The organism is Micrococcales bacterium (genome assembly GCA_009784895.1).
GTDB lineage: Bacteria > Actinomycetota > Actinomycetes > Actinomycetales > WQXJ01 > WQXJ01.
The window spans coordinates 1-13,865 of the sequence record WQXJ01000056.1 but is presented as its reverse complement, the minus strand read 5'-3'; the positions used below and the strand labels follow the sequence as shown (position 1 = coordinate 13,865).

Sequence of the window (13,865 nt, the reverse complement as noted above, 5' to 3'; positions counted from 1 at the left end):
TTGTCCTAACATATGGCGCCATCACCCCAGATTAGTGCTGGCCCCACACCCAAATCCAGGGCAAACAAGCAGGTCACAGCCCATACCTCAACAGAAACCCAAAAAAGTGGCACGAGTCGGGTCGGTGTCTCAGGCACCTTTGCTGACTAAAACCCTTACCCCAAGCCACCAGCCGGCCACCACCTAGCTGCGGCCGTGGCACATCTTGTACTTTTTGCCGCTGCCACATGGACACGGCGCATTGCGGGCCGTGCCCGGATAGGCCTCTTCGGTTTTGGCAGGAGCTTTGGCCACGCCCAGGGCGGTGCGGCCCTTTCCTTCGCTGCGTTGGACCGGGGCCTCATCGCCATCAACCGTGGGAGCAGAATAGGTCAGATTCTGAGCCCGCCTGGGTCCGTCCAGGCCGGAGGCCACCATCTTGGTTTTGGCCTGGCCACCGCCCACGGTAACGGAGGAACCGTCTTGGTCCACGGCCGGCGCGGCGGCCTTTCTGGTGGCGGCTTTGGCCGGCTTGGCCCTGGCGCCCTCCGCCTTTGGTGAGGCCGCCGGCTTGGCTTCAGCGCCGGCATCGGCCGGGGTCTCAGCCTCTTCTTCCTCTTCGCCTGCTACGCGCACCTCGAGGTTGAACAAGAAGCCAACTGTCTCTTCTTTGATGGCCTCATCCATGGCCTGGAACAGCTGGTAGCCCTCACGCTGGTACTCCACTAGCGGGTCGCGTTGGGCCATGGCTCTTAGACCAATACCCTCCTTGAGGTAATCCATCTCGTAGAGATGCTCGCGCCACTTGCGGTCCATGACCGAAAGCAGCACGCGGCGCTCCAGCTGGCGCAACATGTCCTCACCCAGTTTGGTCTCGCGGGCGTCATAGGCCAGGTTCATATCGGCGTCGAGTTCGCGAACCAGCATTTCCGGGGTGACAGCCCTAGACGAGCCGGCCTCCTCAATCAGATCCTGCGGGGTGACGGTGGCTGGGAAAATGGTGCGCAACTGGTTCCATAGCGCGTCGAGATCCATCTCGTCGCTGCCCTCAACCTCGGCCGCAGCCGTGACCAGGGAGTTGACAACATCACTGCGGAACTTGACGATATCGCCCTGAAGGTCATCTCCGGCCAAAATGCGGTGGCGGCGGTCGTAAACCACCGAACGCTGCCGGTTCATGACATCGTCGTACTTCAGCACGTTCTTGCGGATTTCGAAGTTACGGGCTTCAACCTGGCCTTGGGCCGAGGCGATACCCCGGGTCACCATTTTCGATTCCAGCGGCAGGTCGTCGGGGAAGTTGGTGGCGGTCATAATGCGTTCGGTCAGAGCCGAGTTGAACAGACGCATCAGGTCGTCTTCGAGCGAAAGGTAAAAGCGAGACTCGCCCGGGTCGCCTTGGCGCCCGGAGCGGCCGCGCAGCTGGTTGTCGATGCGGCGCGACTCGTGGCGTTCGGTGCCCAAGACGTACAACCCGCCAAGATCAACCACTTCGTCGTGTTCCGCGGCGACTTCTTCTTTGGCCTTCTCCAGAGCCTCAGGCCAAGCCGCCTCATATTCTTCTGCCGATTCTTCTGGGTCAAAACCCCGTTCAGCCAGGGAAGTGACGGCCATGAATTCGGCGTTGCCGCCCAGCATAATGTCGGTGCCGCGGCCGGCCATGTTTGTGGCCACGGTAATCGCACCCTTGCGCCCGGCTTGAGCGACGATGGCGGCCTCCCGCCGGTGCTGTTTGGCGTTAAGAACCTCATGCGGTACGCCGCGCTGTTTCAGCAACTTGGACAGGTATTCGGACTTTTCTACTGAGATGGTGCCGACCAGGACTGGTTGGCCTTTGTCGTAACGCTCGGCCAGGTCGTCAACTACCGCACCCCATTTGCCGTCAGCACCCTTGTAAACCAGATCGGCCTGGTCGGCCCGGATCATTGGTTTGTTGGTTGGAATGGGCACCACGCCAATCTTGTAGGTCGAGGCGAACTCAGCCGCCTCGGTCGAGGCCGTGCCGGTCATACCGGAAAGGGTTGAATACAGCCGGAAGTAGTTCTGCAGGGTGATTGTGGCCAAGGTCTGGTTCTCAGCCTTGATCTCGACTCCCTCTTTGGCTTCGATTGCCTGGTGCATACCCTCGTTGTAGCGCCTACCTGGCAGAACGCGGCCGGTATGTTCATCGACAATCAGCACCTCGCCTTTAAGCACCACGTAGTCCTTGTCGCGGTGGAACAGCTCCTTGGCCCTAACCGCGTTGTTGAGGAAACCGATCAGCGGGGTGTTGAGCGATTCGTAGAGATTGTCAATTCCGAGTTCGTCTTCGATCTTTTCGATGCCTGGTTCAAGCAGGCCAATATTGCGCTTTTTCTCATCGACCTCGTAGTCCGAGTCGCGTTTGAGGCCCCGCACCATCCGAGCAAATTCGCCATACCAGCGGTTGGCGTCACCCTCGGCTGGACCGGAAATGATCAGTGGGGTCCTAGCCTCGTCGATCAGAATCGAGTCAACCTCGTCAACGATGACGAAGTTGTGGCCGCGCTGAACCAGCTCGTCTTGTGACCAGGCCATGTTGTCACGAAGGTAATCGAAGCCGAATTCGTTGTTGGTGCCGTAGGTAATGTCACAGTTGTATTGCTGGCGGCGCTCCGGCGGGGTTTGGCCCACCAAGATGCAGCCGGTGGTTAGACCCAGAAAGCGGAAAACCCGTCCCATTAGTTCGCTTTGGTAGCTAGCCAAGTAGTCGTTGACCGTGACAACATGGACGCCTTTGCCGCTGATGGCATTAAGGTAGGCCGGCAAAGTCGCCACCAGGGTTTTGCCTTCACCGGTCTTCATTTCGGCAATGTTGCCCAAATGCAGGGCCGCCCCGCCCATGATTTGGACATCGAAGTGGCGCTGACCCAAGGTGCGGGTAGCCGCCTCGCGCACGGCCGCAAAGGCCTCTGGCATTAGCGAATCGAGCGACTCGCCGTCCTGGTAACGCTGTTTGAAACGGTCGGTCTCCTCGCGTAGGGCTTCGTCGCTCATCGCCTCGAAGCTGTCCTCGAGCGCATTGACCTGCGTCACAACGCTTTGGAGGCGACGCAGCACCTTGCCCTCGCCCATCCGCAGGATGCGGTCCATTACTCCGGTCACGCTCGATACTTCCCTCTGCTCAGCCTAGATTTGCTTCGCTCCATGGTAGGGCCTGGCCAGGCCCAGGCTTAGCCGAGGGCCCGTTTGACCACCGGCCCTTACTGGACTGATGGGTTTTGTCAGCTTAGCCAACCGAGGCTGTGGCAGCCTCCAGGCGCAAAACGCCGTAGGTCCAGCCGTGGCGGTGGTAAAGCACTGACGGCATTCCGCTGTCATAATCGACAAACAGGAAGAAGGGGTGTCCCACCAACTCCATTTCGTAGATGGCATCTTCTACCGTCATAGGTACGGCTTGATGGATCTTCTCGCGGATGACCACCGGTGAATCCGCCAGCTTTGACTCCCGCACCACATCGCCATCGGCCGTGACCTGCTCCGCCTTGGCCGGGGCGGCCTTGGCCGTGATCGGATCCAAGCCCAGCTCAGCGCTGAGAACCTCAAGGTCGTGAATGGTACGCCGGGCTGTCTTGTGCCTCGACTTGCGGCGGTCGTTGGCCCGGCGGACCTGCTGCATCAGCTTGCCCATGGCAACGTCAAAGGCCGAGAACATATCCCCGGCAGCGGCCTCGGCCCTGGTTACCGGGCCTTTGGCGCGGACCGTGATTTCGACTTTCATGGCGGTTCCGGCCTGGCGGGGGTTGGCCTCGTGCACCACTTCGACCTGGGCTAAGTGAGCTTGAGAGTCGTAGCGGGAAATCTTGGCCAGTTTGCCTTCCGCGTAGTCGCGGAAGCGAGCCGAAACTTCAGTGTGCCTACCGGCAATGACAATTTCCATTTATCCCTCCCGGGGAGTCAACCGTTGACCAACCTATCCCATCGTGGCCGGCCCCGCCTGGAATCGGCGCCCGTGCCCGTGCCCTTTTGGCGTAACGGCCAACACAATTGCCCCCAAGGTTGCAGTTCCGGCCCCGGCCAGAGCCCTCTCAGCGTCTAGCAGGGTGGCGCCGGTGGTCAGAACGTCGTCCACCAGCAGGACCGGTGCCGCTGGATTCCCCCGCACCAACGTGGTGCCGTCCCGACCTATCATCCGCCCGCGCAGCGTCTGCCCGGCTTGGTCTTTGGACCCAGCCCGGCGTCGCAGCAGTTGGAGGGCGCTGGCGCCGATGCCGGATCTGACCAGTGCGGCGGCCACGGCTTGGGCTAGCAGCCAGGTCAGCGGGCCAGGCCGGCGCCACTGGTTGCGGCGGGAAGAAGGGATTGGAGTGACCCAGAGCTCGTCTTGACCGATCTTTGTCATCACTTGGTCCAGTGTGGGACCGATTGCACTGGCCACGCGCCTAACCGCGTGGCACATATCGTGATCCAGTTCCCGCTGGCCCAGCCGCTTCCAAGCGGTGATGGCCTGGCGCACCGGGCCGCTGTACCAGGCGCCGGCCCAAACCGGCAGCGAAGCTGAGCCTTCGGCCGGTACTAGTCGCGGCGCTTGGTCCTCTCGCCGGCAGATCGGCCCAAACAGGGCGGCCCGGCAGGACTGGCACAAACCGGGCCCCTGCGCGTCGCAACCACCGCAACGCCTGGACACCACCAGGTCCAACCCGGCGGCCACCAATTCACCCACCCTGCCAGCTTCCCAGGGGCCAACGCGGCCCGCCAAGCCCCTGTGGACAACTTGCCTAGGCTGGTTAGCTGCGATAGGTGACCGAACGTGCGCCGGTGGCAACCGCCGTCCAGACGGCACCGAGCGGCGCGTAGTGAAACAGCCCGCCGGCCTCGCCAGTGATGTAAAGCCCTTCGGAGCCGCGCCCGGCCGTCAAAGAAGTCGGCTTGTCCAAGGGTGCGTTTAGCTCTTGAACGGTCGAGCCCAAGGTAACCAGTTGGACTGCCTGGCCACCGTTATCTGATGGCGCCAACAGGGCCAAGGTGATGTGGTCTTGCCATGCCATCGACCTGGCCGCCCCAGTGAAACTGGCCACTTTGAGCGGCCCGGCCAAACCAGTTGGCGCGCCCTCGACCCGTTCTATTCCAGCCACGTCGAGCCGCGCCGGACCGCCGGCCGAGGCGGCTGACAAGACGGCCAATCTGGCCCCGTCACGAGCCGGCGCCAAACCAACAACCTGGCGCTCGGCCAGCCAGGGCGCCTGAAGGCGACTGGCCTTACCTTCGAGGCTGTAGACCACGACCGATCCGGCCACCCCCAGCCACAACCGGCCGGCCGTGTCGAAGACTGGAGAGGAGGTGGGGGTGCCTTCGACGGGCCAGCTGACAGCCGGCATTCCCGGGCCGCCAATGTATTCCAGCTGACCGCCGCGCAGAGCGGCCAGGCGAGCGCCGGATGAGTCGACGCTGAGCGTCTCCCAGCCATCGGTGGCCTCAAAACCAGGCACCCGGGCGGCTTCGCCGCTCATTCGCCAAAGCCCGCCATCACCAAGGTAGTAGGGGCCTTCAGCTGCCAGCGGATCCACCACCAGCTTCGATTCCGGCGCGTCAAAAGGCGCCGATTCGACTTGCAGTTCAACAGTGTTGACAGAACCAATCGAGGTCAGCGATGACACCAGACATGCCGCCAAAGTGGCCCGCTCGGTTTCGGTGGCCCGCCGGACCTCAGCGCTGAGGTTGACGGTGGCCCTGCCGGCGTCAACCCTGACCGCGTCGGTGACCAGGCGGGCCTTGGCGGCGTTTGGCGCCGAAACGGCCGGGCCAAGGTAGTCAGGTGGAACGTCTAGGAGGGTCTGGACTGCCGCCGTGGCCGCTAGGTTGCGCAGGAAGTAGTGGACATCGGGCACCATGACCTGGCCTTCAGCCGCCGGGAAAAAGACTACGGTGCGGACATAGTCGTTGAGGAATACGTCTTGAGGCACCACCACGGCATCAGGCAATCGGTCGACCCGCCAGCCGGCTGGCTCTTGGACCAGGGTGAACTCGACCCGCTGCTTCTCCCCCGGCATTGTCGAATAGCGCCCATCACTCGACAACTGGCCAACCTGAAGGAAACTCAAAGTGAATTGGTTCTCACCAGCCGCCGGCGCCAGCACAGGGGCCTCGCCGGAGGGGTAAACCGCCACTTCAGCCGTGGGATCCCAGCCCTCGGCGGCCGTTTCGGTCAGATAGGCCCGGGCCACCTTGAAACCATCCGAGCCACCTGCCAGCGTGGCCTGAAGGAAGCCCTGAAGAATCTGTTCGGCGCTGGCCCCGGCCACCGGCGGCGCCGGCTGAGCGCCCAGGACCAGTTCCTCCGAGGTCTCTGACCTGGCGCCAATTTGAACCGGACCGGAGGTAGGTAAGGCGGCACAACCTGTGACCAAGGTGGCCACCAGGACTAGTCCAATGCCGGCCCGGCGCCTCATGAGTTTCTCCCGGACTCGGCTAGGGCATTGGCAGCGTTGGAGGCCTCGTTTTGCGGTTCGAAGGCTCGTGGCAACACCAGCGTGAAGGCCGTGCCCTGGCCGGATTGGCTTTGCACATCAAGTCGACCACCGTGGACTTTGGCGTTCTCTTGGGCAATTGGCAGGCCCAGGCCAGTGCCGCCAGTGGTGGCCCGCGACCGAGCCGGGTCGGCCCGCCAGAAGCGTTCGAAGACGTGCCCCAGTTGGTCGGTGGTCAAGCCAACGCCGTGGTCTTGAACCTTGACGAAGACCTCATTATCGGTGGCCGCCAAACGGACATCAACTGTGTCTGAACCGGAGTGCAAGATGGCGTTGGCCACCAGATTTGTGATTATCCTCTCGATCCGGCGGCGGTCGACCTGGGCCATTACCGTCTCGCCGGGCAGCTCTACGCGGATTTCGGTGTCGTTGTTTTTGGCCAGGGGCTCGAGGTTGTCTTTGGCCGAGCGGACCAGCTGGGCCATGTCTTCCTGTTCAAGGTCGACCGAATCGGTGCCAGCATCAATCCGCGAGATTTCCAGCAGATCGGACAGCAGAGCTTCGAAACGGTCGAGCTGGCTGGCCAAGAGCTCGGCCGAACGCCCAACTTCGGGTTCGAAGCTGCCCCTGGCCTGATACAGCAGGTCGCCAGCCATGCGGATGGTGGCCAGAGGGGTCCTCAGTTCGTGGGAGACATCAGCCACGAAACGTCGCTGGAGTTTGGACAGGTTCTCCATGTCTTCGATGTGGCTCTGCATCGACTGGGCCATGGCGTTGAATGAGGCCGCCAAAGAGGCCATTTCGGTCTGGCCCCGCACGCGCATCCGCTCGCCCAAGGCGCCATCGGCCAGGCGCGACGCCACCGCCGCGGCGTCCTTAACCGGTCTGACCGCCTGCCTGGTGGCCAAAAACGTCACCAGCACCAAGATCACAACCACGCTGCCGGCGGCGATTCCAACAATCCGGGCAATTAGGCTCATGATGGTCTGCTCGGCCGAGAGGTCGTAGACCAGCACTAAGACGTAGCCGTTGGCCGCCAGGCGGACTGACTTGGCCACGGCCACCCCAGGTGCCAGGCCGCCAAAGTCCTGCGGCAGGGCAACTGACTGCCAAACCTGCTCGCCAGTAGTCGAGGCCTGCTCTCGAAGCTGGTCACTGGCCACATCCCACAACTGAGGGTCGGTGAAAATGGCCGAAACAGCGCCGGCTTCATCAGGGTTCTGCGGCAACAAAGAGACAGCCACAGCCGAAGAACCAACCGTCGAAACTGATCTGATCGTGTCACGGGCAACTGTCTCAGCCGTCAGGGGCGAACCGGCACCGCCGGCGTCGAAATAGCGTTGCGCTGTAGTGGCCGCCCGGTCGGCTTCGCGCAGAATGTCGGCCATCCGGGTGTCGAAAATGCCGCTCCTAATCGAGTTGGTCAGCACCGTGCCGACCACCAACAGCAGGACCGAGGAGACCACCACCACTGTCAGCGAGACCCTCAGCCTCAACGATCTTCTGAAAGGGCGGATCAGGTCGCCCATGGTTCTCACTGGGGTGGGCCAGCCTTATAACCAACGCCTCTGACGGTGACCACCACGGAAGGGTTTTCCGGGTCGTCTTCGACCTTAGCCCTAAGCCGCTGGACGTGAACGTTGACCAGCCTGGGGTCAGCCTGTTCACGGTAACCCCAAACCAGTTCCAGCAGCATTTCGCGGGTAAAGACCTGCCACGGTTTGGCCCCCAGCGCCACCAGCAGGTCGAACTCCAGGGGCGTTAGTCCGACCGCTTCGCCGGCTTTGGAGACTTGGTGACCGGACAGGTCAATGACCACGTCACCAATTCTGATTTCCTCGCCTGATGGCGGCTCGGCCACCGTGTGGTGGCGCAGCCTGGCTTTGACCCGGGCCACCAATTCAGCTGGTTTGAACGGCTTTTGGATGTAGTCATCCGCGCCGGCCGCCAGCCCCTCAACCACATCGCGGGTGTCGGACCGGGCGGTCACCATGATGATGGGCACACCGGTGAAGCGGCGCAGTTCCTTGCAGACCTGCGTACCATCCTTGCCCGGCAACATCAGATCCAACAAAACCAAATCTGGTTTGCCCCGGCGCACGGCCTCTTGCACCTTTAGACCGTTGCCGCACAGCTCGGTGGTGTAGCCTTCGGCCCTCAAGACAATGCCGACCATCTCTGCCAGAGCCTGGTCGTCATCTACTACGAGGATTCGAGCCGTCATATTCCTATGCTGCCATGCCAAAGCTCAACCTCGCGAGTCCAGGCCAGTACCTGGACTGGCCCCAAGCTTCCAAGAGAGTCTCAACGCGGTTCATCATCTGATGCTAGAATCTGATGCGTGAGAACAACACTGACCATTCATCAGGACGTGTTCCTGGCGGCCCGTGACCACGCCGCCGTTGAAGGGCGCACCATCGGCGAGGTGATCTCCGATTGGGCGCGCGACGGCTTGAAGTCGAAGCGGCGCACGCCAATCAGCGAGGACGATGATTGGCTGATCGACCAGGGTTTGGTTCTGTTGCCGCGCCGCGACGTCACGGTCACGAACGCTGATGTCAACCGCCTAAGGGACGAGTTGTTCCTGTGACAGCCCTGCTCGAGACCAACGTTTTGATCGCTCTGCTCGACCCCGCCCACACTTTCCATGCCGTGGCGGCCCGCTGGTTCCGCGACCACGCTGACAATGGCTGGGCCACTTGCCCCATCACCGAGAACGGGTTCGTTCGTATTGTGTCGCATTCGTCCTATCCACAGCCGGTCAACGTAGCTGACGCTCTGGAGACCCTGCGGCACGCCTCCTCCCATGCGACGCACACCTTTTTCCCTGACACCATCACCATCACCGACACCTCCATTGTCGATGACGCCCACCTGCTTAGCTCCGGGCAGGTCACCGACGCGTACCTACTCGGCTTGGCCGTCCAACATGACGGATACCTGGTCACCCTAGACAGGCGCATCGACGTTGCCGCTGTTCGGGGCGCCTCGCCAACTCGGTTGGTTGTCATCAAGCCCGGCGCTATCTAGCTGATACCGTCTGCCCGCCGGTTTTCGACCTCCACCCGCAGTGTCTCGTCCAAACCTTGACGTCGCCTGGTGGTGTGTCAGCCTCTTTGCACCGTGACGCCGACCGGGTACCCCAGAATCGACTTCGCCCTGTGCCGGGCACTACTGAATCGACTTCACCCTGTGCCGGGCACCCCTGGATCGAGTTCACCCTGTGCCGGGCACCCCTGGATCGACTTCGCCCTGTGCCGGGCACTGATTAGGCGAAACCCCAGGTGGCGCTGGGGTGTTACCCCGGCCAGCCTCAATCTCGATCCTGGACAGCCCGGCCAGCCTCAATCTCGATCCTGAGCAGCCCGGCCAGCCTCAATCTCGATCCTGGACAGCCCGGCCAGCCTCAATCTCGATCCTGAGCAGCCCGGCTGGCCTCGACCTCGCAAGTTGGAGCGGTGGCGGAGCGAGCGCGGGGTGACCTTGGCCCAAAGCCGTCGCATCCGGCTGAAGCCCAAGGACAGCTGGTTTTTGAGTTGGCTCAGCCCGTGCCAGAACATTTGGGCCTGAGTCTCACTAAGCTGACCCGGACCAAAGGCGGCTTGGTCACTGCGAGCGGCCAGAATCACCATTTGGTCCCGCAGGCTGCTCACCCCTTTGCGGCGAAAAGAGTCCCTGCCGGCCCCGGCCAAGTCGCGGGTCTGGTGGGCCTGGCGGTGGTAGCCTAAGCGCACTGGGCCCTTACCTCATCACTCCGGCCCCTGCCGAACTCCCGTGCAAAAGAAGGAACCTCCGCCATGAACAAGCTCCCAATCGCCGCCCGAATTCGAAAGCTCCTCGTCGCCACTATCGCCACAGCTGCCTTGGCTCTGGGGTTTTCGCTGGTGGCGGGCGTGACTGCCCCAACAAGCGAAGCCCACGCTGTGGTGGCTCTTTGCCACACAAAACCAACGACCCAGCACGCCGTCAACTCGGCCAATGTCGGCATTTGGGTGAAAAACGAATGTCCCACAAGCAGGAGCATTGTTTGGTCCTGCTCGCAAAGCGGCTACGGCGCGTATGCCGACGTTACCCAGATTCCCGGCCGCGCGGGGAAGCTGGTCTACAAGATGTCCTTGGGGGAATACAAGCGCGGTTATCGTTGCTCTGCCTACCTGAGGTGAGCTAAGCCTGTACCACTTTCCCGGTCGTGAGGCGCGCTCGCAGCGTCAGTGGCACCACTGGATCGAGTTCACCCTGTGCCGGGTACCCCTGGATCGAGTTCACCCTGTGCCGGGTACCCCTGGATCGAGTTCACCCTGTGCCGGGCACTGAATAGGCGAAACCCCAGGTGGCGCTGGGGTGTTACCCCGGCCAGCCTCAATCTCGATCCTGGACAGCCCGGCCAGCCTCAATCTCGCGAACTCGACGCAGATGCACTACCCCGGAAGTACGGCAAAGGGGCGGCGCGGGGTTGGGGTCAGGGATTGGCCCCGGGCATGTCTCTTTGGCGATGCGGAGCATCGCCCCAAGAGACGGCGCGAGGCCACAACGGCGTGCCGCCCCGTCCTGCTATGCCAGAGCTCAACCTCACGAGTTGGGGCGGTGGCGCAAAGAGCGCGGGCTGACCTTGGCCCAAAGCCGTCGCATCCGGCTGAAGCCCAGTGACAGCTGGTTCTTGAGTTGGCTCAGCCCGTGCCAGAACATTTGGGCCTGAGTCTCACTAAGATGGCCCGGACCAAAGGCGGCTTGGTCACTGCGAGCGGCCAGAATCACCATTTGGTCCCGCGGGCTGCTCACACCTTTGCGGCGAAAAGAGTCCCTGCCGGCCCCGGCCAGACTGGGCTGCCCATTGCCCAACCGGTCTATGAGGGCCAGACCCTCGACGGCAGCCGCTTTTTCGATGCGGGTGCCGTTGGTTGGCAGAGCCAGACCCAAGTCGCTGATGTGGTCTTCTAGCTCATCCCAACCGGCCACGACGCGGCGATTGGGCGAACCGGTGCAGGCGCGTCTTCGCCGTCGAGCCGCCTTGACCAGGGCTACCGCCCCGCCCAGACCTGCCATCAGGCCTATCAGGCTGGCCCCGCCACCTGAAACCAACATCCAAGGCCGGAGCTGATTGGCCTTGTCCGGTGGGGCGGCCTGGCCACTGGGCGGCGGCGCCTGCTCGGCGTCAGTGTCCGGCGGCTCGGCCGGTTTGGCGGTGGCCGGTGGCGGCTGGACGATCTGTGCCCGAGGCTCGACCTGCGGTTCCTCATGGGCCGTATCTGGCGTTTTGTCGCTCTCTGGTGTGGGGTAGAAGGCCACCCAGCCCAGCTCCTCGAAGGCGATCTCAACCCAGGCGGTCATGTCTTGGCCGGTGAACACCGCCTTTGGGCCGTTGTTTTGACTGGCCGCAAAACCCATGGCGACACGGGCAGGCAGGCCGAGCTCGCGAGCCATTAGCGCCATGGCACTGGCGTATTGTTCGGCATCGCCAACCATGATTGGACCGGTCAGCAGTTGGTCGATCCGCGCGGCGCCGTGACCGGCCGGCGAGGCGGCTGCGCCAGTAGCTTCTCCGGCCTGACCGTGCGAGAAATAGCCTCGCTCGTGCAGGGATTGTTCGAGAGCTAGGGCCTGTTGACCGGCCGTGTTGGCCGGCAAAGTCAGCTCAGCCGCCGTCAGACGAACCGAGTCTGGCACGGAAGTCGCCGACGGCAACGTCACGGACTGGGCACCAGCTTTGGCGATCTGGCTCCGGCTGGGTTGGGCTGCCAGAGTTGAGTTGACGGTGTAGCTGGTGCCCCTGGCCACCCCGCCTGGCAGAACCAGGCCGCCGGTGGTGCGGTTGACCCGGATGTCCTGGCGTAGCTGCTGCCGCTGGCGTCCAGTGAAGGAAACCGAACTGGGCTGTCCCACCGAATAGAGCCAAACCGAGGTTTGGCCAGCCGAAGTCAGGCTGACCGTGGCCGCTTGACCCGGGCCCAGCGGCCGGCTTTGGGCCATGCGCTGGAAGCGGCCCGAGCCGGTGGGCCCGGAGCCAGCCACATTCCAGACGACACCGTCAAAGCGGTCCATTACTGCCAAGGTGACGTTGGCCCCGGCCGGCAGCGAGTTGGCCCGCAGCAGTTCGCTTTGTTTGAGGTCCTTGACGTAGTGGCGGTAGGCCGCCAGCGGGCTGGGGTATTGGGCCGGGTCGAACGGTGGCTCGATCAGCTGGCGCACCACCAGACGCGGGCGTAACTGCCCCACCCAGGTGGCGGCATCGGCCGCACCGGCAGCCACCACCAGGCATAATGCCAGCGCCTGGAAGCGCCGCGGCTCAAAACTGCCACCGCGCCAAGCCGTCCAGGCCAAGGCCCCAAAGGCCAGGCCCAAACCAATTGGCCAGGCGGCCAGCGATCGACCGGCTCCAAGCACCAAGGCGAGCCCCAGCGTCACCATTGGCACCAGCAAGGCCCACCCGGCCCGCCGCCCGGACAGCCGCAAGGCCAACGACAGGGCCGCTAGCTCTGCCACCAGGGCCATTATTAGCGGCGCCAAAACAAAACCATCGCCGCCGCCTACCGGAATTTCTACTGTGACCAGGCGCTTCCAAACTGCGGTCAGCCCCAGCATCAGATCGCCCAGGGCCCAAGGCGGTTTGCGCCAGTTGACCTGGCCGCCGGTAACGGCCAGGACCAGCTGACCCACCGCCAGGTAGGCCAGCAGCCCGGCGGCTGTCTCCACCACCGGCGACCAGCCCAGCCGCACCCCAAGCAGGGCCAGACCGGCCCCCACCACCAGTCCGGTCGCAACCGGAACCGCCAGCCCAGCCAGGCCAAAAACTGGCGCCAGCGGCGCCAGCGCAGCGGCCACCAGGCAAGTGATCACGATGACGTCTTGCCTCCAAGACTTAACCAGAGCAGGCCCAGGTGGCGGGCGAATTCCGGCCGGCTGGTCCCGGCTGTGGCGGCGCCTCATCCAACAACCCTCAGCTGTCTCAGCGCCTTGGGCAGGGCTTCAAGCGACCCGATCGTGGCCAGAGCCAATCTGCCCACCTGGCTGACCTCGGTGGCGGCACCAACCTGGCAGCGTATCGCCAGCGCCCAGGCTTGGCCTGGCAAATAGCCAGTTACCGCTCGCAAGGCCGGCAGCGTCTGCTTGACCCCGGTCACCAAGATGGCCAAAGTCACTGCCGGCACATCGCGGCGAGCCCGGGCCGCCGCTGTGGCCAACGTTTCGCCGCCTTGGCCGGCCGGCCGGACTACCAGCCCAGCGACCAGATCTAGGACGGTCCCGCGCAGGGCCGGCCTGGCCCTAACCGTGGCACCATTTGCCACCACCGTCACTGACCCAGCCTGGTCCAGCTGAGATAAGGCCAGTGAGCTGGTCGCCCCGGCGGCCAGTTCGAAATCCCCAGTTCCACCGAACTGCTCAATCGCCGTCGAGGCCACCAGGACCATTTGAACGCGCCGGATGTCCTCTGATTGGCGCACCATCAGTTGGCCTAGCCGCCAC

Annotated in this window: 12 protein-coding genes; 3 read left to right on the top strand and 9 right to left on the bottom strand. The window is 63.4% G+C overall.

Features of this window, described 5'->3' with window-relative positions; all coding sequences use genetic code 11:
- Window positions 1-183: 183 nt before the first annotated feature.
- The 6 genes from secA to mtrA form a co-directional block, all read right to left on the bottom strand.
- On the bottom strand, window positions 184-3,102 hold the full coding sequence (gene secA / locus FWD29_08780; GenBank protein MCL2804024.1) for a preprotein translocase subunit SecA: 2,919 nt from the start codon (window positions 3,100-3,102) through the stop codon (window positions 184-186).
- A gap of 124 nt (window positions 3,103-3,226) precedes the next feature.
- Window positions 3,227-3,877 (bottom strand): ribosome-associated translation inhibitor RaiA, encoded by a 651-nt coding sequence (raiA, locus tag FWD29_08775; GenBank protein MCL2804023.1) that lies wholly within the window; start codon window positions 3,875-3,877, stop codon window positions 3,227-3,229.
- A gap of 33 nt (window positions 3,878-3,910) precedes the next feature.
- Complete coding sequence (locus FWD29_08770) at window positions 3,911-4,660, bottom strand: ComF family protein (protein MCL2804022.1); 750 nt, start codon at window positions 4,658-4,660, stop codon at window positions 3,911-3,913.
- A 64-nt stretch (window positions 4,661-4,724) separates the two neighbouring features.
- Window positions 4,725-6,386 carry an LpqB family beta-propeller domain-containing protein gene (locus FWD29_08765; protein ID MCL2804021.1) on the bottom strand — a complete coding sequence of 554 codons (1,662 nt, stop codon included), beginning with the start codon at window positions 6,384-6,386 and terminating at the stop codon, window positions 4,725-4,727.
- Window positions 6,383-7,933 carry an MtrAB system histidine kinase MtrB gene (mtrB, locus tag FWD29_08760; protein ID MCL2804020.1) on the bottom strand — a complete coding sequence of 517 codons (1,551 nt, stop codon included), beginning with the start codon at window positions 7,931-7,933 and terminating at the stop codon, window positions 6,383-6,385. The genes FWD29_08765 and mtrB overlap by 4 nt, the downstream gene beginning before the upstream one ends.
- 5 nt (window positions 7,934-7,938) lie before the next feature.
- On the bottom strand, window positions 7,939-8,628 hold the full coding sequence (gene mtrA, locus FWD29_08755) for an MtrAB system response regulator MtrA (protein ID MCL2804019.1): 690 nt from the start codon (window positions 8,626-8,628) through the stop codon (window positions 7,939-7,941).
- 117 nt (window positions 8,629-8,745) lie between these two features.
- On the opposite strand from mtrA, the gene FWD29_08750 reads away from it, so the two are divergent.
- Window positions 8,746-8,994, top strand: coding sequence for a hypothetical protein (locus FWD29_08750; protein MCL2804018.1), 249 nt, complete (start codon window positions 8,746-8,748; stop codon window positions 8,992-8,994).
- On the top strand, window positions 8,991-9,434 hold the full coding sequence (locus tag FWD29_08745) for a PIN domain-containing protein (GenBank protein MCL2804017.1): 444 nt from the start codon (window positions 8,991-8,993) through the stop codon (window positions 9,432-9,434). The genes FWD29_08750 and FWD29_08745 overlap by 4 nt, the downstream gene beginning before the upstream one ends.
- Window positions 9,435-9,748: 314 nt before the next feature.
- Here the strand turns inward: FWD29_08745 and FWD29_08740 are convergent, their stop codons facing one another.
- Entirely contained in the window at window positions 9,749-10,138 is a 390-nt protein-coding gene (locus FWD29_08740; protein ID MCL2804016.1) for a hypothetical protein, read from the bottom strand.
- A gap of 63 nt (window positions 10,139-10,201) precedes the next feature.
- Between FWD29_08740 and FWD29_08735 the strand changes: the two genes are divergently transcribed.
- Window positions 10,202-10,567, top strand: a complete 366-nt coding sequence (locus FWD29_08735; protein ID MCL2804015.1) for a hypothetical protein — start codon at window positions 10,202-10,204, stop codon at window positions 10,565-10,567.
- Between the two features lie 406 nt (window positions 10,568-10,973).
- Here FWD29_08735 and FWD29_08730 read toward each other — a convergent pair whose 3' ends face one another.
- Together FWD29_08730 and FWD29_08725 are read right to left on the bottom strand one after the other, a co-directional pair.
- Complete coding sequence (locus FWD29_08730; GenBank protein ID MCL2804014.1) at window positions 10,974-13,328, bottom strand: hypothetical protein; 2,355 nt, start codon at window positions 13,326-13,328, stop codon at window positions 10,974-10,976.
- Window positions 13,325-13,865: hypothetical protein (locus FWD29_08725; protein MCL2804013.1), on the bottom strand; the 541-nt coding region annotated here is incomplete at its 5' end. The genes FWD29_08730 and FWD29_08725, both read right to left, overlap by 4 nt.

Excerpts from the sequence above, each read along its gene's own strand:
- raiA (MCL2804023.1), bottom strand. The coding sequence starts at position 3,877 with ATGGAAATTGTCATTGCCGGTAGGCACACTGAAGTTTCGGCTCGCTTC.
- FWD29_08765 (MCL2804021.1), bottom strand. The coding sequence starts at position 6,386 with ATGAGGCGCCGGGCCGGCATTGGACTAGTCCTGGTGGCCACCTTGGTC.
- mtrB (MCL2804020.1), bottom strand. The coding sequence starts at position 7,933 with ATGGGCGACCTGATCCGCCCTTTCAGAAGATCGTTGAGGCTGAGGGTC.
- mtrA (MCL2804019.1), bottom strand. The coding sequence starts at position 8,628 with ATGACGGCTCGAATCCTCGTAGTAGATGACGACCAGGCTCTGGCAGAG.
- FWD29_08735 (MCL2804015.1), top strand. The coding sequence starts at position 10,202 with ATGAACAAGCTCCCAATCGCCGCCCGAATTCGAAAGCTCCTCGTCGCC.
- FWD29_08730 (MCL2804014.1), bottom strand. The coding sequence starts at position 13,328 with ATGAGGCGCCGCCACAGCCGGGACCAGCCGGCCGGAATTCGCCCGCCA.